General features: G+C 59.7%; 17 protein-coding genes. 14 read left to right on the plus strand and 3 right to left on the minus strand.

Features of this window, described 5'->3' with window-relative positions; translation table 11 throughout:
- Window positions 1-27 precede the first annotated feature (27 nt).
- The 6 genes from alc to J4E42_RS24370 all read left to right on the plus strand — a co-directional run bounded on the left by alc (window position 28) and on the right by J4E42_RS24370 (window position 6,615).
- Window positions 28-1,023, plus strand: a complete 996-nt coding sequence (gene alc, locus J4E42_RS24345) for an allantoicase (protein ID WP_008031459.1) — start codon at window positions 28-30, stop codon at window positions 1,021-1,023.
- Between the two features lie 120 nt (window positions 1,024-1,143).
- A complete protein-coding gene (locus tag J4E42_RS24350) occupies window positions 1,144-1,647 on the plus strand; it encodes an ureidoglycolate lyase (protein WP_007960046.1) in 504 nt (167 codons plus the stop codon).
- A gap of 50 nt (window positions 1,648-1,697) precedes the next feature.
- On the plus strand, window positions 1,698-2,990 hold the full coding sequence (locus tag J4E42_RS24355; RefSeq protein ID WP_207286352.1) for a urate hydroxylase PuuD: 1,293 nt from the start codon (window positions 1,698-1,700) through the stop codon (window positions 2,988-2,990).
- Window positions 2,991-3,156: 166 nt separating this feature from the next.
- The gene (locus J4E42_RS24360) at window positions 3,157-4,515 is read left to right on the plus strand and encodes a nucleobase:cation symporter-2 family protein (protein ID WP_192227309.1); all 1,359 of its coding nucleotides are present in this window, start codon (window positions 3,157-3,159) and stop codon (window positions 4,513-4,515) included.
- 153 nt (window positions 4,516-4,668) lie between these two features.
- Window positions 4,669-5,454, plus strand: a complete 786-nt coding sequence (locus J4E42_RS24365; protein WP_207286353.1) for an outer membrane protein OmpK — start codon at window positions 4,669-4,671, stop codon at window positions 5,452-5,454.
- A gap of 375 nt (window positions 5,455-5,829) precedes the next feature.
- Window positions 5,830-6,615 (plus strand): outer membrane protein OmpK, encoded by a 786-nt coding sequence (locus tag J4E42_RS24370; protein ID WP_207286354.1) that lies wholly within the window; start codon window positions 5,830-5,832, stop codon window positions 6,613-6,615.
- A 131-nt stretch (window positions 6,616-6,746) separates the two neighbouring features.
- Here J4E42_RS24370 and J4E42_RS24375 read toward each other — a convergent pair whose 3' ends face one another.
- On the minus strand, window positions 6,747-7,919 hold the full coding sequence (locus tag J4E42_RS24375) for a patatin-like phospholipase family protein (RefSeq protein ID WP_008040549.1): 1,173 nt from the start codon (window positions 7,917-7,919) through the stop codon (window positions 6,747-6,749).
- Window positions 7,920-8,077: 158 nt separating this feature from the next.
- Window positions 8,078-9,010, minus strand: coding sequence for a lipid A biosynthesis lauroyl acyltransferase (locus J4E42_RS24380; RefSeq protein ID WP_008031451.1), 933 nt, complete (start codon window positions 9,008-9,010; stop codon window positions 8,078-8,080).
- 118 nt (window positions 9,011-9,128) lie between these two features.
- On the opposite strand from J4E42_RS24380, the gene minC reads away from it, so the two are divergent.
- The 8 genes from minC (at window position 9,129) to J4E42_RS24420 (ending at window position 16,892) form a co-directional block, all read left to right on the plus strand.
- Window positions 9,129-9,866, plus strand: coding sequence for a septum site-determining protein MinC (gene minC, locus J4E42_RS24385; protein WP_032828916.1), 738 nt, complete (start codon window positions 9,129-9,131; stop codon window positions 9,864-9,866).
- Window positions 9,867-10,066: 200 nt separating this feature from the next.
- Window positions 10,067-10,879, plus strand: a complete 813-nt coding sequence (gene minD, locus J4E42_RS24390) for a septum site-determining protein MinD (protein WP_008040547.1) — start codon at window positions 10,067-10,069, stop codon at window positions 10,877-10,879.
- Complete coding sequence (gene minE, locus J4E42_RS24395) at window positions 10,879-11,133, plus strand: cell division topological specificity factor MinE (RefSeq protein WP_007944431.1); 255 nt, start codon at window positions 10,879-10,881, stop codon at window positions 11,131-11,133. The genes minD and minE overlap by 1 nt, the downstream gene beginning before the upstream one ends.
- A gap of 180 nt (window positions 11,134-11,313) precedes the next feature.
- Window positions 11,314-11,949: an RluA family pseudouridine synthase gene (locus J4E42_RS24400; protein WP_008031443.1), complete on the plus strand. Its 636-nt coding sequence runs from the start codon at window positions 11,314-11,316 to the stop codon at window positions 11,947-11,949.
- A gap of 152 nt (window positions 11,950-12,101) precedes the next feature.
- Window positions 12,102-12,944 carry a lipopolysaccharide kinase InaA family protein gene (locus tag J4E42_RS24405; RefSeq protein ID WP_207286355.1) on the plus strand — a complete coding sequence of 281 codons (843 nt, stop codon included), beginning with the start codon at window positions 12,102-12,104 and terminating at the stop codon, window positions 12,942-12,944.
- 106 nt (window positions 12,945-13,050) lie between these two features.
- A complete protein-coding gene (locus J4E42_RS24410) occupies window positions 13,051-14,340 on the plus strand; it encodes a M18 family aminopeptidase (protein ID WP_008040545.1) in 1,290 nt (429 codons plus the stop codon).
- Window positions 14,341-14,489: 149 nt separating this feature from the next.
- Window positions 14,490-14,657 (plus strand): hypothetical protein, encoded by a 168-nt coding sequence (locus J4E42_RS24415; RefSeq protein ID WP_162130712.1) that lies wholly within the window; start codon window positions 14,490-14,492, stop codon window positions 14,655-14,657.
- A 78-nt stretch (window positions 14,658-14,735) separates the two neighbouring features.
- Entirely contained in the window at window positions 14,736-16,892 is a 2,157-nt protein-coding gene (locus tag J4E42_RS24420; RefSeq protein WP_008031434.1) for a mechanosensitive ion channel family protein, read from the plus strand.
- A 222-nt stretch (window positions 16,893-17,114) separates the two neighbouring features.
- Here the strand turns inward: J4E42_RS24420 and J4E42_RS24425 are convergent, their stop codons facing one another.
- Window positions 17,115-18,788, minus strand: a complete 1,674-nt coding sequence (locus J4E42_RS24425; RefSeq protein ID WP_008031432.1) for a DEAD/DEAH box helicase — start codon at window positions 18,786-18,788, stop codon at window positions 17,115-17,117.
- Window positions 18,789-18,974: the final 186 nt, after the last annotated feature.

The raw sequence follows: 18,974 nt of genomic DNA on the forward strand, positions 1-18,974 counted from the left end.
CCAACTTATTAAAGGCAGACAAGAAGAATGAAAGCTTACGCCGTACCTTTCGAGAAGTTCGTCAACCTGGCCGACGCCCGCCTGGGCACCAAAATCATTTCGGTCACCGATGACTGGTTCGCAGACGCCAACCGTCTGTTCCAACCGACCCCGGCCGTGTGGAAGGAGGGCGTGTTCGATGACAACGGCAAGTGGATGGACGGCTGGGAATCGCGTCGCAAACGCTTCGAAGGCTACGACAGCGCGGTCATCCGCCTGGGCGTGCCGGGTTCGATCAAAGGCGTAGACATCGACACTTCATTCTTCACCGGCAACTTCCCGCCGTCGGCTTCGCTGGAAGCCTGCTTCCTCGCGTCTGGCGAGCCGGACGACAACACCCAGTGGACTGAAGTGCTGTCGGCCGTCGAGCTGCAAGGCAACAGCCACCACTACCACGAAATCAGCAACGACCAGGCCTTCAGCCACCTGCGCTTCAACATCTACCCGGATGGCGGCGTGGCCCGTCTGCGCGTCTACGGCATTCCGTTCCGCGACTGGTCCGCTGTCGGCGACAACGAACAAGTGGACCTGGCCGCCGCCCTGAACGGTGGCCGCGCCCTCGCCTGCTCCGACGAACACTTCGGCCGCATGAGCAACATCCTCAACCCGGGCCGTGGCATCAACATGGGCGACGGCTGGGAAACCGCACGTCGTCGCACGCCGGGCAATGACTGGGTCATCGTCGCACTGGGCCATGCCGGCGAGATCGAAAAAGTCGTCGTCGACACCCTGCACTTCAAGGGCAACTACCCGGACACCTGCTCGATCCAGGGCGCCTTTGTGAAGGGCGGCACCGACAGCCAGATCGAAACCCAATCGCTGTTCTGGCGCGAACTGTTGCCGGCGCAGAAACTGGAAATGCACGCCGAACACACCTTCGCCGAGCAGATCAAGGCACTGGGCCCAATCACCCACATCCGCCTGAACGTGTTCCCGGATGGCGGTGTGAGCCGCCTGCGCGTCCTGGGCAAGGTCGCTAAATAAGCGCTGAACCCAATCGCCAGCAGGCTGGCTCCCACAGGGGAATGCATTCCAAATGTGGGAGCGAGCCTGCTCGCGATGGCGATAGATCTAACAACATTGAATTCGGATAAGAAGACCAGCATGCGCACACTGACGATTGAACCGCTGACCAAAGAAGCCTTCGCCCCTTTCGGTGACGTGATCGAAACCGACGGCAGCGATCACTTCATGATCAACAACGGTTCGACCATGCGCTTTCATAAACTGGCGACGGTTGAAACCGCCACGCCAGAAGACAACGCGATCATCAGCATTTTCCGCGCCGACGCGCAGGACATGCCGCTGACCGTCAGCATGCTGGAGCGTCACCCGCTGGGCAGCCAGGCTTTCATTCCGCTGCTCGGCAACCCCTTTCTGATCGTGGTCGCGCCACTTGGCGATGAACCTGTATCAGGCTTGGTCCGCGCCTTCGTCACCAACGGCAGGCAGGGCATTAATTACCATCGCGGCGTCTGGCACCACCCGGTGCTGACGATCGAAAAGCGGGATGACTTCCTGGTGGTTGATCGCAGTGGCACAGGCAATAACTGCGATGAGCATTTTTTCAAAGAGGATGAGCGTTTGATCCTCGCCCCCCACCAATAAGAGAAGGTCTGATCACTCGACAACAGAGTGACAGGCGAGAGGTAAAGACTGTGGAAGCACATCTGTTGGAATGGCTGAACCTGAGCGTGCGCTGGGTTCACATGATTACTGGCGTGGCCTGGATCGGTGCGTCGTTCTATTTCGTCTGGCTGGAAAACAACCTCAATCGGGTCAACCCGAAAAGTGGTCTGGCCGGCGATTTGTGGGCGATCCACGGCGGCGGTATCTATCACCTGGAAAAATACAAACTGGCTCCACCGACCATGCCGGACAACCTGCACTGGTTCAAATGGGAAGCCTACTTCACCTGGATGTCGGGGATCGCGCTGCTGTGCGTGGTGTTCTACTCCAACCCGACGTTGTACTTGCTGGCACCGGGCAGCAGCCTGACCGGCCCTGAAGGTGTTGCCCTGGGCATCGCTTCTTTGTTCGTTGGCTGGTTCGTCTACTCCTTCCTCTGCGACTCGGCCCTGGGCAAACGCCCTGCCCTGCTCGGCTTCATCCTGTTCGTGCTGATCATCGGCGCCGCTTACGGCTTCAGCAAAGTGTTCAGCGGTCGTGGTGCGTACCTGCACGTCGGCGCGATCATCGGCACCATCATGGTCGGCAACGTGTTCCGCATCATCATGCCGGCGCAGCGCGCACTGGTAGCGGCGATTGCCGAGAACCGCACGCCCGATCCGGCACTGCCGGCCAAAGGCCTGCTGCGTTCGCGTCACAACAACTACTTCACCTTGCCGGTGCTGTTCATCATGATCAGCAACCACTTCCCGAGCACTTATGGCAGCCAGTACAACTGGCTGATCCTGGCCGGGATCGCAGTGTTGGCGGTGTTGGTGCGTCACTACTTCAACACCCGTCATGACAGCCACAAGTTTGCCTGGACCCTGCCCGTCGCAGCCGTGGGCATGATCTGCCTGGCTTACGTGACTGGCCCGGCGCAGTTGCCAAGCGCACCTGAAGTGGCCAAGGCACCTGGCACCATCGAGTACCAGCCGCTGCCGGAAACCGCCCTCGGTGGTGGTGCCAAACCTGCCGCCGCGAAACCTGCTGAAGCACCGGTCCAGGCGGCAAATGCCGGCCCGGGTTTCGACAAAGTGCACAGCGTGATCCAGGAACGTTGCGCGGTATGCCACTCGGCCAAGCCGACCAGCCCGTTGTTCAGCGCAGCGCCGGCCGGCGTGATGTTCGATACCCCCGAGCAGATCCGCCAGAACGCGGCGCGCATCCAGGCTCAAGCCGTCACCAGCCAGATCATGCCACTGGGCAACATCACCCAGATGACCCAGCAGGAACGTGACCTGATCGGCGCGTGGATTGTTCAGGGAGCTCCGACCAATTAACCGTTAAAAGCATCGCGAGCAGGCTCGCTCCTACAGGTTTTGCGTCGTTCACAAATGATGCAAATCGCCCCAGAACCTGTAGGAGCGAGGCTTGCCCGCGAATGGCCGCAACGCGGTCTTCCCTGATGCACAAAATCACAAGAATAAAAAAGATCCGAGGTGTTGCATGTCCGAGCTATCCCAAGCGCGCATCCCCGACGCACCCGCCATTCAGCGTTTGCCCCTTTTGCAACTGATCCTGGTCGGTCTGCAACATGTTTTGCTGATGTACGGCGGAGCCATCGCGGTGCCGCTGATCATCGGACAGGCCGCTGGCCTGAGTCGTGAAGAAATCGCCTTCCTGATCAACGCCGACCTGCTGGTGGCCGGCATCGCCACCATCGTCCAGTCGCTGGGCATCGGCCCGATGGGCATTCGCATGCCAGTGATGATGGGCGCCAGCTTCGCCGCCGTCGGCAGCATGGTCGCCATGGCCGGCATGCCCGGTATCGGCCTGCAAGGAATCTTCGGCGCGACCATTGCCGCCGGGTTCTTCGGCATGCTCATCGCACCGTTCATGTCCAAAGTCGTTCGGTTCTTCCCACCGCTGGTGACCGGCACGGTCATCACCTCGATCGGTTTGTCGTTGTTCCCCGTCGCCGTCAATTGGGCGGGCGGTGGTGCCGGCGCCGCTCAATTCGGTTCACCGATTTACCTGGCCATCGCCGCGCTGGTGCTGGCAACCATTCTGTTGGTCCATCGTTTCATGCGCGGTTTCTGGGTCAACATTTCCGTGCTGATCGGCATGTGCCTCGGTTACGTGATCTGCGGGTTGATCGGCATGGTCGACCTCAGCGGCATGGCCCAGGCGCCTTGGCTGCAATTCGTCACCCCGCTGCACTTCGGCATGCCGAAGTTTGAACTCGCGCCGATTCTGTCGATGTGCCTGGTGGTGGTGATCATCTTCGTCGAGTCCACCGGGATGTTCCTCGCGCTGGGCAAAATCACCGGCCAGGAAGTCTGCCCACGGATGCTGCGTCGCGGCTTGCTGTGCGATGCCGGCGCGTCGTTCTTCGCCGGTTTCTTCAACACCTTCACCCATTCCTCTTTCGCGCAGAACATCGGCCTGGTGCAGATGACCGGCGTGCGCTGCCGTTCGGTGACCATCGTTGCCGGCGGGTTGCTGATCGTATTGAGCCTGCTGCCGAAAGCCGCGTTCCTGGTCGCCTCGATTCCACCCGCCGTGCTTGGCGGTGCGGCGATTGCGATGTTCGGCATGGTCGCCGCCACCGGGATCAAGATTCTCCAGGAAGCCGACATCGGTGACCGTCGCAACCAATTGCTGGTGGCGGTGAGCATCGGCATGGGCCTGATTCCGGTGGTACGTCCGGAGTTCTTCGCCCACCTGCCGTTGTGGATGAGCCCGATCACCCACAGCGGCATCGCCATGGCAACGTTGAGTGCTTTGGCGCTGAACCTGCTGTTCAACATCCTCGGCGGCAAGGAACGCGCCGCGATCAACGACTGCCACGCCCACTCGCACTAAGACAGAACGCAAACCCTGTAGGAGCCGGCTTGCTGGCGAAGCGGTGGGTCAGACGACATCAATGTTGGATGTTCTGACCCCATCGCCAGCAAGCCGGCTCCTACAGGGGTGGGACACCTGCGCCTTGAAAATAAAAACAAGAGGGAGCAACAGATGATTCGGACACAGACAAACCTGCTGTTAGGCAGCGGTCTTCTGGCTGCCAGCCAAGCCATGGCCGGCGATTTACTGCTGTGGCAGACCAACAGCCTGAGCTATCTGTACGGCAAGGATTTCGCGATCAACCCGTCGATTCAGCAGACGATCACCTTCGAACACGCCGACCGCTGGAAGTACGGCGACAACTTCCTGTTCGTCGACAGCACCTACTACAACGGCGAGAAAGACCGGAACAAAGGCGTTCACGCCTATTACGGCGAATTCAGCCCGCGCCTCTCCTTCGGCAAAATCCTCGACCGCCGCTTCGAATTCGGCCCGATCAAGGACGTGTTGCTGGCCATGACCTACGAGAATGGCGAAGACGACACCGAAGCCTACCTGATCGGCCCCGGCTTCGACCTTGCAGTACCGGGCTTCAACTTTTTCACCTTGAATTTCTACTATCGCCAGACCGAAGGCTCGCGCCCCGGCGATGATGTCTGGCAGATCACACCGGCCTGGTCCTACACCGTCCCGCTGGGCAATTCGAACCTGTTGATCGACGGCTACCTCGACTGGGTCGTGGACAACGACCAGAACGCGAGCGGCACCTATCACGCCAACCTGCATTTCAACCCGCAGATCAAATACGACCTGGGCAAGGCCCTGGGCTGGCGGGAGAAACAGGTGTATGTCGGCGTCGAGTACAGCTACTGGAAAGACAAGTACGGCGTGGAAAACAACGCCCGCCTCGACACCAATGAAAACACCACCAGCCTGCTGGTGAAGGTGCACTTTTAAGATGACCCGCAACAGTGCCCAAAACCTGTCGTCGGTGCGCTGTTGCGGGGCACTTGAGACCCGGCCCTGGAGTCAGTATTCTCCGCGGCCGCCTGAATCCGCTTTAAAAAAAAGCCCGGATTTAATTCCTGACCAGAAAGCCAACTTATCCCGGCCCTGGACGGTATCAAGGCATTCCACCCCCCCTCTCAATCGACGGCTCTTGAGCCGCCGAACGGGAGTTTTTTTGCTTTTCGAAAGCCTTGGCGCAGCTCTTGCTAACAGCACTGAAGCTGACCGATTGGATGATTTTTTACCGCTACGGAAAAAGGCGCCACACCAGAGCGCCGACCTTAAAAAAACAACGTGAAACACCTACTTTTTGGGAGCAACCGAATGAAACGTACGTGCACTAGCCTGATGCTGGCGGGATCCTTGCTGGCCGGGGGCCAGGCCATGGCCGGCGACTTGCTGCAATGGCAGAACAACAGCCTGACCTACCTCTATGGCAAAGACTTCCAGGTCAACCCGCGCATTCAGCAGACCGTGACCTTCGAACACGCCGATGGCTGGAAATATGGGGATAACTTCTTCTTCGTCGACAAGATCTTCTACAACGGCGAAAAGGATTTCAACGTCGGCCCGAACACCTATTACGGTGAGTTCAGCCCACGCATTTCCCTGGGCAAAGTCCTCGACCAGAAAATCGGATTCGGCCCGGTCAAAGACGTGTTGCTGGCCATGACGTACGAGTTTGGTGAAGGCGATACCGAGTCCTACCTGATCGGCCCGGGTTTCGACCTGGCGATTCCAGGCTTCGACTACTTCCAGCTGAACTTCTACCAGCGTCATACCGAAGGCAGCCGTGCGGGCGACAACGTCTGGCAGATCACGCCAGTGTGGTCCTACACCATCCCGGTCGGCGATTCGAGCATCCTGATCGATGGTTTCATGGACTGGGTAGTCGACAACGACTCCAACTCCAAAGGCGACTACCACGCCAACCTGCACTTCAACCCGCAGGTTAAATATGACCTGGGTAAAGCGCTGAATTTTGGCGAGAAACAGTTGTATGTGGGTGTGGAGTATGACTATTGGTCGGACAAGTACGGGATTAAGGATAGCCAGTACTTCAAGACTGATCAGAGCACGACGAGCTTCCTGGTGAAGTTCCACTTCTGATCCAGCGGCGTCTGTGAGGACGCCTTCGCGGGCAAGCCATGCTCCTACAGGTTTTGTGTCGTTCGCCCATTATGTGAACGACACAAAACCTGTGGGAGCGTGGCTTGCCCGCGAAGGCCGCACCGCCGATCTCAAGCAGCTACCACCGGCTGCACCAACCCAAGAAACCGACACAACTCATCCTTCTTGGCCAACGCATCCCGCCGCCCCAGATCTATCAACTCGCTGCAATACCCCGCCTCGAACAGCAGGTAACTCAACACCCCCGCCCCACTGGTCTTGGTCGCACCCGGCCCGCGCAAAAACAGACGCAGCGCTGCCGGCAGTTCCTGGCGATGTCGCGCAGCGATCTCATCAATCGGCTGGCTCGGCGAAATCACCAGCACCTCCACCGGCGCTACGCCGAGCGTGCGGGTCGGTGTGCCGGCGGGCATCAGATGGCTGAACTGATTCAAGCGTTGCAGCAGTTCGATGTCACTTTCCAGGCTGTCAATGAACGTACTGTTGAGCATGTGCCCACCGATCTGCGCGAGCGTCGGCTGCTGTCCGGTGTAGGCCCGTTGCAGCGGTCGCTCCGGGTCGACCCCGCGCGGGTTGCCGCTGACGCCCACCACCAGCACGCGGCTGGCACCCAGGTGCAGGGCCGGGCTGATCGGTGCCGATTGGCGCACCGCGCCGTCACCGAAATATTCCTCGCCGATTTTTACCGGGGCGAACAGCAATGGGATGGCGGAGCTGGCGAGCAGGTGCTCGACGGTCAACTGCGCAGGAACGCCGATGCGTCGATGGCGTAACCAGGCGTCGATGGTGCCGCCACCCTGATAGAAGGTGACCGCCTGGCCCGATTCGTAACCGAACGCGGTGACTGCCACGGCCTTCAACTGCTTCTGCGCGATGGCTTCGGCGATGCCGGTCATGTGCAATTTGTCGTTGAGCAACCGGCGCAGCGGCGAGCTGTTGAGAAGGGCCACCGGCACCTGAGCGCCGATGCCGAGCAGACTGTGGCTGACAAACCGGCTGGCCTGACGGATCACGCCCGGCCAGTCACTGCGCAAAACCAGATGGCTACGGAACCCTTGCCAGAAAGCAGTCAGGCGTTCGATGGCATTGCGAAAGTCCATCGCCCCACTGGCGAGGCTGACCGCATTGATCGCCCCGGCCGAGGTGCCGACGATCACCGGGAACGGATTGTTTGCCCCCACCGGCAGCAGCTCGGCAATCGCTGCCAGCACGCCGACCTGATAGGCCGCCCGAGCCCCGCCGCCGGAAAGAATCAACCCTGTAACCGGTTCGCCTGGACTCATGCACAACTCTCCATGGTGCTAGTTGGAATTTTCCATTCCCCTGTAGGAGCGAGACCGGCTTGCCGGCAATGGTCGTCAACGATGACGTTGGCTGCCTGACACTCCGCGACGCTCTCGGGTTTTTCGCGAGCAGGCTCGCTCCTACAGGGATTGGGGGTTCAACCGCGTTTTGCGTACAACTTGGGTTCGCCCGGCGGACGACTCTTGAAGCGGCGATGGGCCCAGAGGTATTGCTCCGGGCAGTCGCGCAAGACGCCTTCGATCCATTGGTTGATCCGCAGGCAATCGGCCTCTTCGGTCTCGCCAGGGAAACCTTCGAGCGGCGCATGGATCACCAAGCGATAACCGCTGCCGTCCGCCAGACGCTCTTGCGTGAACGGCACCACCAGCGCCTTGCCCAGCCGCGCAAACTTGCTGGTGGCAGTGACGGTCGCTGCCTGAATCCCGAACAGCGGCACGAAGATGCTTTGCTTGGCGCCGTAGTCCTGATCCGGTGCGTACCAGATCGCCCGGCCGGCCCGCAGCAGTTTGAGCATGCCGCGCACGTCTTCACGCTCCACGGCCAGCGAGTCGAGGTTGTGTCGCTCACGGCCATTGCGCTGGATGTAATCGAACAGCGGGTTCTTGTGCTCGCGGTACATGCCGTCGATGGTGTGTTGCTGGCCGAGCAGCGCCGCGCCGATTTCCAGCGTGGTGAAATGCACGGCCATCAGAATCACGCCCTTGCCTTCGCGCTGGGCCTTTTTCAGGTGCTCCAGCCCTTCGACATGCGCCAACCTGGCCAGGCGCTCCCGCGACCACCACCAGCTCATGGCCATTTCAAAGAATGCGATGCCGGTGGAGGCAAAGTTTTCCTTGAGCAGGCGCTTGCGCTCGGCAGCGGATTTTTCCGGGAAGCACAGCTCCAGGTTGCGCTTGGCAATGCGCCGTCGGTCGCCCGCCGCGCGATACATCAATGCACCGAGGGCACGACCAATAAACAGCAGCGCCGGGTATGGCAACTGAACGATCAGCCACAACAGCCCCAAGCCGCACCACAGCGGCCAGAAACGCGGCATCAGAAATGTTTTTTGAAAACGCGGGCGATCCATTAAAGGTTCCGGAAAGACAATGGCCGCGCATTCTACATCGTTCGACCCGGCTTGCGGCTCGCGAGCGTTCTCGTTATAAGTCTCGGCACTTTTAGTGACAAGCCGTTGTATGCCGACCATGAGCCAAATCGAACCGCAAGACCAGGATCCCGTGTTCCAGCTGAAGGGCAGCATGCTCGCCATTACCGTGCTGGAGCTGGCCCGCAACGACCTCGAAAGCCTTGATCGGCAATTGGCCGCCAAGGTCGCCCAGGCGCCCGGCTTCTTCAGCAACGCGCCGCTGGTACTGGCGCTGGACAAGCTTCCGGCCAGCGAAGGTGCGGTCGATCTGCCAGGCTTGATGCGCGTCTGCCGCCAGCACGGCCTGCGCACCCTGGCGATCCGTGCCAGTCGCATCGAAGACATCGCCGCCGCCATCGCGGTCGACCTGCCGGTGCTGCCGCCGTCCGGCGCCCGCGAGCGTCCGCTGGACCCGCTTGAAGGCACCGTGGCGAAGAAACCGGAAAAACCCGCTGAACCGACGATAAAACCGACGAAAATCATCACCTCGCCGGTACGCGGCGGCCAGCAGATTTATGCCCAGGGTTGCGACCTCGTCGTGATCTCTTCGGTCAGCCCGGGGGCGGAACTTCTCGCCGACGGCAACATCCATGTATACGGACCGATGCGTGGTCGTGTATTGGCCGGGGTCAAAGGCGACACGAAAGCCAGGATTTTCTGTCAGCAAATGAGCGCTGAACTGGTCTCCATCGCAGGCCACTACAAGGTTTCGGAAGATCTGCGTCGCGACCCTTTGTGGGGCGCGGGTGTACAGGTCAGCCTGTCGGGCGATGTGTTGAACATCATTCGGCTTTAACGGATACTGCCGCATTTTCCAAGCATCTCTAAAACGTAGCGAAAACGGCTCAAACGAAGTAGGAAAAAGGCCTAAAGCAGTGTTTACCGGGGGTAAGCGCGGTTCATGACCGGATTCCAGCCAAGCTGTCCGACTGCAGTCGTTTTTCCAGAGATGTTTTTCAGGGGCTAAATGTCCTTTTTCCTTAGGGGTGAAACACCTTGGCCAAGATTCTCGTGGTTACATCCGGCAAGGGTGGTGTGGGTAAGACCACCACCAGTGCTGCTATCGGTACCGGCCTCGCACTGCGCGGTCACAAAACAGTTATCGTCGACTTCGACGTCGGCTTGCGTAACCTCGACCTGATCATGGGTTGCGAGCGTCGCGTCGTGTATGACTTCGTCAACGTGGTTAACGGCGAAGCCAACCTGCAACAGGCCCTGATCAAAGACAAACGCCTGGAAAACCTCTACGTACTGGCCGCCAGTCAGACCCGCGACAAAGACGCGCTGACTGTCGAAGGCGTGGAAAAAGTCCTGATGGCGTTGAAGGAAGACTTCGAATTCGTGGTCTGCGACTCCCCGGCCGGCATCGAGAAAGGTGCTCACCTGGCCATGTACTTCGCCGATGAAGCGATCGTCGTGACCAACCCGGAAGTCTCCTCGGTTCGTGACTCGGACCGCATGCTGGGCCTGCTGGCCAGCAAATCGCGTCGCGCCGAAAACGGCGAAGACCCGATCAAGGAACACTTGCTGTTGACCCGTTACAACCCGCAACGCGTCAGCGATGGCGAGATGCTCGGCGTTGAAGACGTCAAGGAAATTCTCGCTGTGACCCTGCTGGGTGTGATCCCTGAGTCCCAAGCGGTACTCAAGGCGTCCAACTCCGGCGTGCCGGTGATTCTCGACGATCAAAGCGACGCCGGTCAGGCGTACAGCGATGCGGTCGAACGCCTGCTGGGCAAAACCGTGGAGCATCGGTTTCTCGATGTGACGAAGAAAGGATTCTTTGAGCGTCTGTTTGGAGGCCGGTAATGAACATTTTTGACTTCTTTCGTGCTAACAAGAAGCCAAGTACCGCCTCGGTAGCGAAAGAGCGTCTACAGATCATCGTGGCGCATGAACGCGGCCAACGCAGTACGCCGGATTACTTGCCAGCCTTGCAGAAAGAGCTGGTCGAAGTCATCCGCAAGTACGTCAATATCGGGTCCGATGACGTGCATGTCGCCCTGGAAAACCAGGGTAGCTGCTCGATTCTGGAACTCAATATCACCCTGCCGGATCGCTGAGTCGATCCGTCGGGAGCCACGGCGGCTCAGGCTTTTGCAGCTCCTTGTAGGAGCGAAGCTTGCTCGCGAAGGTGTGTCAGTCGACATTAACGTTGCTGACACACCTTCGCGAGCAAGCTTCGATCCTACAAGAGCCCTGAAAGCCTGAGTCGCCGTTGGCGTTTGTTACGAGGCTGTTTAATGCCGCTGTCCAACGTCCACATCATTCATCAGGACGCCGCCGTACTGGTGGTGAATAAACCGACCCTGTTGCTTTCCGTCCCTGGCCGGGCCGATGACAACAAGGATTGCCTGATCACCCGCCTGCAAGAAAACGGCTACCCCGAAGCCCGCATCGTCCATCGCCTGGACTGGGAAACCTCCGGCATCATTCTGCTGGCCCGCGACCCGGACACCCATCGCGAATTGTCTCGGCAATTTCACGACCGTGAAACCGAAAAGGCCTACACCGCACTTTGCTGGGGCCAGCCGGAACTGGACAGCGGCAGCATCGACCTGCCCCTGCGTTACGACCCGCCGACCAAGCCGCGCCATGTGGTGGATTTCGAGTTCGGCAAAAACGCCCTGACATTCTGGCGCGTGCTGGAACGATGCGGCGACTGGTGCCGGGTTGAACTGACGCCAATCACCGGCCGCTCCCATCAGTTGCGCGTGCACATGCTCTCCATCGGCCACCCGCTGCTGGGTGACGGACTCTATGCCCACGAGCAGGCGCTGGCTGCCTGGCCACGGCTGTGCCTGCACGCGAGCATGCTCAGCTTCACTCACCCGCAGACCGGTGAACGCCTGCGTTTCGAGTGCCCCGCTCCGTTTTGAGCAGACTCGCCGAAATGAAAAACGCCCTTCAACTGAAGGGCGTTTTCATTTACTGAAACAAATTACCCGTCGTAAAAATGGCGTTAAATTATTGTCATAAATTTGTAAAGAAACGTAAAATGATGGCACTACGATAGCAGGCAGGATGCCCCGTGCTCAGTTGCAAGACACTTCAGAACGACTACCCAATCACCTTCAACTTTTCCAACACCACCCTGCACCTCAGTGAACAGCCTTGCATCGAAGCACGGCAAGCGCTGGAGCAACTGATTGAAAAGCGCAGCGCTCGCAAGCTCACCCGCGCGAGCGCACCGCTCGCCAGCGGTGACACCCCTCTATTTGCCAAGGTTCAGCCGCTGGATACGTTAAAGGCGAAAGTGCGGGTAACCTTTGGCAAACCACAGCGTAACGGTCGCTTCGACTGGCCGCTGGAAGAACTGATTAATACCCATGAAGCGCAGCGCCGTGGCGTCCGGATGCCACCACTGCAAGGGTTTGGCTACACCAAGGATCTGCTGGGACTGACCCAGGAGTATTTCATTATCACGCGCCTGCTTGACGACCATCTTGACGGCGTACAGTGGCTTAAACGCAACCCCGGCAACGTGGAAGCATTTATCCTGGATGCTTTCGACCTGCTCCACTCCCTTGCCCAGAAGAACATCACTCACATGGATTTCTGGGCCGGCAACATCATGATCCCCGAATCGTCGCAGTCACCGCTCAAAGCCATCGATTTTGAAAACTGCTTCTCCGGCCAGACACCCCATCAAAGCGAAACCCTGGGTTTCCAGCTGGGATTTTTCTATCGCCGGGAAATCTACAAACACATTACTGAAGCCGACTATGATCGGCTGGTTGAAACGTACACAGGACAACTCCCTGGCATCTCGAAGAAAAAGTTCAACCCGGTGTATGTCGCGAGCAAGCATGAATACGTGGGTCGCAAGCAACGCCGTGAAGTGTTCCTCAGCGGACTTCTGATCACAGGCTGACGCGCAAATCAGACCCACCGACAAACGTCGCGCGACGGACGGCATTGTGTCTGCAATGCCGTGAGCCAATACGGTAAACTTGCGCCATTGCTGTCTGGAGCTACTTATGCGCGAAGAGTTGAACCAAGGCCTGATCGATTTCCTCAAGGCCTCCCCTACCCCGTTTCATGCCACCGCCAGCCTTGTTCAGCGCCTGGAAGCGGCGGGTTATCAGCGTCTCGACGAACGCGAGCCCTGGACCACCGAAGCCAACGGCCGCTACTACGTCACCCGTAACGACTCTTCGATTGTCGCCGTCAAAATGGGCCGTCACTCCCCCCTGCACGGAGGTATCCGCCTGGTCGGCGCCCATACCGACAGCCCGTGCCTGCGAGTCAAACCCCAGCCGGAACTGCAACGCCAGGGTTTCTGGCAACTGGGTGTCGAAGTGTATGGCGGCGCGCTGCTGGCTCCGTGGTTCGACCGCGACCTGTCCCTGGCGGGCCGCGTGACCTTCCGCCGCGACGGCAAGGTCGAGAGCCAGCTGATCGACTTCAAGACGCCGATCGCGATCATTCCCAACCTGGCCATTCACCTCAATCGTGAAGCCAACATGGGCTGGGCGATCAACGCCCAGACCGAATTGCCGCCAATCCTCGCGCAGTTCGCCGGTGACGAGCGCGTGGACTTCCGCGCCGTGCTCACCAATCAACTTGCTCTCGAGCATGGCCTGAACGCCGACGTGGTGCTCGACTACGAGCTGAGCTTCTACGACACCCAGAGCGCTGCGGTCATCGGCCTGCATGGCGACTTCATCGCCGGTGCGCGCCTCGACAACCTGCTGTCCTGCTACGCCGGCCTGCAAGCGTTGCTGACGGCTGAAACCGACGAAACCTGCGTACTGGTCGCCAATGACCACGAAGAAGTCGGCTCCTGCTCGGCCTGTGGCGCTGACGGCCCGATGCTGGAACAGACGCTGCGTCGTTTGTTGCCCGAAGGTGATGAATTCGTACGCACCATTCAGAAATCCCTGCTGGTCTCGGCCGACAATGCCCACGGCGTACACCCCAACTACGCCGACAAGCACGACGCCAACCACGGCCCGAAACTCAACGCCGGCCCGGTGATCAAGGTCAACAGCAACCAGCGTTACGCCACCAACAGCGAAACCGCCGGGTTCTTCCGCCATCTGTGCATGGCCGAAGAAGTGCCGGTGCAAAGCTTCGTGGTGCGCAGCGACATGGGCTGCGGCTCGACCATCGGCCCGATCACCGCCAGCCACCTGGGCGTGCGCACCGTGGACATCGGCCTGCCGACATTCGCCATGCACTCGATCCGCGAACTGTGCGGCAGTCATGATCTGGCGCACCTGGTGAAAGTGCTTAGCGCGTTTTACGCCAGCCAGGAATTGCCATAAAACCTGTAGGAGCCAGGCTTGCCGGCGAAGGCGCCCTCGAAATCGCCATCGCCGGCAAGCCGTGCTCCTACAGGTGCTCTATGCTCGAAACCCAAAACCCACCTAGACTTTAAGTATCCCTTCCGACAAGGCAGTCGCTCATGATCTCGATGTCTTCATTTCACGCCATGCTGATCCCGATTCTTGCCGGGATGATCCTGCTGGCGATCGGCTTCAACTTCCGCGACAAGAATGCCGGCGTGTTCGCGATGTGGATCGGCATGCTGACCATCCTCGCTACCGTCGTCTTCAAGATCCTCGCCAAACTCAACGAATAAATCCTCGCCCTCGGCTCGCATTGATTTTGGCGGGCTCGTACACTCGGTCGATCTGCTCTTTTCAAGGTTGACCGCCTAGTGTTCGCTCGTCTTTTTGCCCTGCCCAGCCTTTTCCTCGTCTGCCTGATGGCGCTGCTGCCGATCATGCCGGCCCAGGCCGTCGGTTTACCGAGCTTGCTCAACAGCTCGGCGAAAACCCAGCCCGAGGCGCAAGAACCCCTCGGGCAATCCCTCGACGAAGTCATCAAGTCACTGGAGAACGATCAGCAACGCAGCAAATTGCTGGCCGACCTGAAGAAGCTGCGCGACGCCACCAAAAAAGCCCAACCGGCTGCTGAAGAAGGCGTGTTGGGCCTGATTGGCGGCACGCTGGCCAATTTTGAAAAACAGTTTTCCGGCGCTGACAGCCCGCTCACACGCTGGTCCGACGAGTTTGATCTGGCCAAGGAAGAACTGGCGGGGTTGGTGTTGCCGGCCAATGAATGGCTGCCGATCATCTTTGGCTTCGCCATGATTTTGATGGTCTGGAGCCTGCTGGCCGCCGCGCTGATCTGGCTCGGTCACCGGGTGCGGATGCGCTTTGGCCTGACCGAAGAATTACCGCAGCACCCCAAGGCCCTCGACATGTTGCGCTTTGCCCTGCGCAAACTCGGGCCTTGGCTGATCGCCCTGGTGATGACCGTCTACATGACCTACGCCCTGCCCTCGTCATTGGGCAAAAGCCTGGCGATGGTGCTGGCCTATGCGCTGGTGGTCGGCACGTGTTTTTCGGCGATCTGCGTGATCGCCTTTTCCTTGCTCGACGGGCCACACCGCCACCGCGCCTTGTACATCCTGCGGCATCAGGCCTTTCGGCCGCTGTGGCTGATCGGCAGTTTTGCCGCGTTCGGCGAAGCCTTGAACGACCCGCGACTGGTCGCCAGCCTCGGCAGCCATTTGGCGCACACCGCCGCCACCATCGCCAACGTGCTGGCCGCGCTGTCTACCGGGCTGTTCATCCTGCGCTTCCGACGCCCCATCGCCCACTTGATCCGCAACCAACCGCTGTCACGGCGCCTGACCCGCCGCGCACTCAGCGACACCATCGAAATTCTCGGCACCTTCTGGTACATGCCAGCGCTAGTGCTGGTGGCGATTTCGCTGTTCGCCACGTTCGTTTCCGCCGGCGACACCAGCACCGCGTTGCGCCAATCGCTGATCTGCACCGTGCTGCTGGTGTTGTGCATGGTCATCAACGGGCTGGTGCGCCGGCACGCACTGAAACCGCAACGTGGCGTGAAGCGTCATGCCCTGTATTCCGAACGCCTGAAAAGCTTCTTCTATACCCTCGCCCACTTGCTGGTGTGGCTGGCGTTCATCGAACTTGGCCTGCGGGTCTGGGGCATGTCGCTGATTGCGTTCACCGAAGGCGAAGGCCATGAAGTCAGCGTCAAACTGTTCAGCCTCGGCGGCACACTGATTTTTGCCTGGCTGATCTGGATCCTCAGCGACACCGCCGTGCACCACGCCCTCACCCGCTCGCGCAAAGGCCAGGCCAACGCGCGTGCGCAGACGATGATGCCGCTGATCCGCAACGTGCTGTTCGTGGCGATTTTCATCGTTGCGCTGATCGTCGCCCTGGCGAACATGGGCATGAACGTCACGCCACTGCTGGCCGGTGCCGGCGTGATCGGCCTGGCCATCGGTTTCGGCGCACAATCGTTGGTCGCGGACCTGATCACCGGGCTGTTCATCATCATCGAGGACTCCCTGGCCATCGACGACTACGTGGATGTCGGCGGCCACCTCGGCACTGTCGAGGGCCTGACCATTCGTACCGTGCGCCTGCGGGACATCGACGGCATCGTCCACACCATCCCGTTCAGTGAAATCAAAAGCATCAAGAACTACTCGCGAGAGTTCGGCTACGCGATCTTTCGCGTGGCGATCCCCTCGAACATGGACATCGATAACGCGATCAAACTGATGCGCGACGTCGGCCAGAAGATGCGCGCCGATCCGCTGCAACGACGGAATATCTGGTCGCCGCTGGAGATTCAAGGGGTCGAGAGTTTCGAGTCAGGCAACGCGATTCTGCGAGCCCGCTTCAAGACTGCGCCGATCAAGCAGTGGGAAGTTTCCCGGGCGTTCAACCTGTCCTTGAAACGACACCTGGATGAAGCCGGGCTTGATCTGGCGACACCGCGCATGAGTGTGCAAGTGGTCACGGCGGGTGGCGGCCCAATAGCCGATTAACCCTTGGCCACCTGTGGGAGCGAGCCTGCTCGCGATGGACGCACAGGCACCGCGCTCATTCAGACAGCACACGTAATCGTTCACGACCATCGCGAGCAGGCTCGCTCCCACAGGATCTGCAGCCAATCGCAAGACCGGCGGTATTTAACAAATCGCAGGCATAAAAAAATCCCCGAACCAGTCGGGGATTTTTTATGTTCGATCAATCAGCCCGGGGGCGGATCAATCTTCGCGATAGCGACGCAGCTTCAACTGCTTACCGGCAACGCGAGTGTCCTTCAGCTTGGTCAGCAGACGCTCCAGACCATCTTCCGGCAGCTCGACGAGGCTGAAGCTGTCACGCACCTGGATGCGACCGATGGCTTCACGCGCCAGACCACCTTCGTTGAGGATGGCGCCCAGCAGGTTTTTCGCCGCGATACCGTCACGCGCGCCCAGCGCGGTACGGCAACGGGCACGACCTTCGGCCAATGGAACCGGAGCACGACGCTCACGATCACCACGGTCCGGACGATCACCGGTGCGCTCTGGACGATCGCCACGCGGTGCGTTGTTCGGCACCAGTGGACGTTCTTTCTCGATTGCAGCCAGGGTCAGCGCCTGAGCGTTGGTCGCCTTGCGCAGCAGGGCAGCAGCCAGTGCACGCGGCGTGCAACCGATATCGGCAGTCAGGCGATCCAGCAGATCACCGTGAGTCGATTCGGCATCACCAACCAGCGGCGACAGGCTGTTGGTCAGTTTCTTGATGCGGGCATCGAGAACAGCCTGAGCGTCCGGCAGGCGAACTTCGGCAACTTTCTGACCGGTTACACGCTCGATCACTTGCAGCATGCGGCGCTCACGCGGAGTCACCAGCAGCAGTGCACGACCTTCGCGACCGGCACGGCCAGTACGGCCGATACGGTGAACGTAGGATTCCGGATCGTACGGCATGTCAACGTTGAACACGTGAGTGATGCGCGGAACGTCCAGGCCACGAGCGGCAACGTCGGTCGCCACAACGATGTCCAGACGGCCATCCTTGAGGGAGTCGATCACGCGCTCACGCTGGTTCTGGGCAATGTCACCGTTCAGCGCAGCGGCTTTGTAGCCTTTGGCTTCCAGGGCGCTGGCCAGGTCCAGGGTCGCTTGCTTGGTGCGCACGAACATGATCAGGGCGTCGAAGTCTTCGACTTCCAGCAGGCTCAATACAGCCGAGGTCTTTTGGTCAGCGTGAACCAACAGGTGAGCCTGTTCGATCGCGGTAACGGTCTGAGTCTTGGTCTGGATCTTCACGTGCTGCGGATCACGCAGGTGACGCTCGGCGATCGCACGGATCGACTGCGGCAGGGTAGCCGAGAACAATACGGTCTGACGGGTAGGAGGCAGCGCCTTGAAGATGACTTCGAGGTCGTCCATGAAACCCAGTTTGAGCATTTCGTCGGCTTCGTCGAGAACCAGGTGGTTCACGGTCGACAGGACTTTTTCGTCGCGACGCAGGTGGTCGCACAGACGGCCCGGAGTGGCGACAACGATCTGTGCGCCATTACGGATTGCTTTCAGTTGTGGACCCATAGGGGCGCCGCCGTAAACGGCCACAACGGTAACGCCTGGCATTTGCTTGGCGTAGGTTTCGAAAGCGGTTGCTACTTGCAGCGCCAACTCACGGGTTGGCGCCAGGATCAGGGCTTGCGGCTCGCGCTTGGCAGGATCGATGCAGTGCAGGATAGGCAGGGCGAACGCAGCGGTTTTACCCGTACCGGTTTGCGCCTGACCAATCATGTCCTGGCCGGCCATGATGATCGGGATCGATTGCTGCTGAATAGCCGAAGGCTCTTCGTAGCCAGTCGCAATGACGGCTGCAAGGATATTCGGATTAAGATTAAAAGCGGCGAAGCCGCCGGTTTCCTGGGTCATGGGTCTGCCTCTAAGTGCATCCGCAAAGACCCATGCTCCAAAGCTGCGCATGCCGTGTAAGACTCAAGAGTCGCCCTGGCTGCTTTGTCGGCGGGGATTTGCGAAAACGAATGAATGAAAAAGATTCGTCAAGGGAGAGTCCGCTGTGCGGACGTGCAGCCGAAGCTGACTTCGGGGAATTGCGCT

The sequence above is a fragment of the Pseudomonas sp. FW300-N2A2 genome (assembly GCF_017351735.1).
GTDB classification, from domain to species: Bacteria; Pseudomonadota; Gammaproteobacteria; order Pseudomonadales; family Pseudomonadaceae; genus Aquipseudomonas; species Aquipseudomonas migulae.

What these genes read in the sequence shown, in the direction of transcription:
- J4E42_RS24360 (WP_192227309.1), top strand. Translation starts at nt 3,157, where the DNA reads ATGTCCGAGCTATCCCAAGCGCGCATCCCCGACGCACCCGCCATTCAG.
- J4E42_RS24375 (WP_008040549.1), bottom strand. Translation starts at nt 7,919, where the DNA reads ATGAGTCCAGGCGAACCGGTTACAGGGTTGATTCTTTCCGGCGGCGGG.
- J4E42_RS24400 (WP_008031443.1), top strand. Translation starts at nt 11,314, where the DNA reads ATGCCGCTGTCCAACGTCCACATCATTCATCAGGACGCCGCCGTACTG.
- minE (WP_007944431.1), top strand. Translation starts at nt 10,879, where the DNA reads ATGAACATTTTTGACTTCTTTCGTGCTAACAAGAAGCCAAGTACCGCC.
- minC (WP_032828916.1), top strand. Translation starts at nt 9,129, where the DNA reads ATGAGCCAAATCGAACCGCAAGACCAGGATCCCGTGTTCCAGCTGAAG.
- J4E42_RS24350 (WP_007960046.1), top strand. Translation starts at nt 1,144, where the DNA reads ATGCGCACACTGACGATTGAACCGCTGACCAAAGAAGCCTTCGCCCCT.
- alc (WP_008031459.1), top strand. Translation starts at nt 28, where the DNA reads ATGAAAGCTTACGCCGTACCTTTCGAGAAGTTCGTCAACCTGGCCGAC.
- J4E42_RS24370 (WP_207286354.1), top strand. Translation starts at nt 5,830, where the DNA reads ATGAAACGTACGTGCACTAGCCTGATGCTGGCGGGATCCTTGCTGGCC.
- J4E42_RS24380 (WP_008031451.1), bottom strand. Translation starts at nt 9,010, where the DNA reads ATGGATCGCCCGCGTTTTCAAAAAACATTTCTGATGCCGCGTTTCTGG.
- J4E42_RS24365 (WP_207286353.1), top strand. Translation starts at nt 4,669, where the DNA reads ATGATTCGGACACAGACAAACCTGCTGTTAGGCAGCGGTCTTCTGGCT.
- J4E42_RS24425 (WP_008031432.1), bottom strand. Translation starts at nt 18,788, where the DNA reads ATGACCCAGGAAACCGGCGGCTTCGCCGCTTTTAATCTTAATCCGAAT.
- J4E42_RS24415 (WP_162130712.1), top strand. Translation starts at nt 14,490, where the DNA reads ATGTCTTCATTTCACGCCATGCTGATCCCGATTCTTGCCGGGATGATC.
- J4E42_RS24410 (WP_008040545.1), top strand. Translation starts at nt 13,051, where the DNA reads ATGCGCGAAGAGTTGAACCAAGGCCTGATCGATTTCCTCAAGGCCTCC.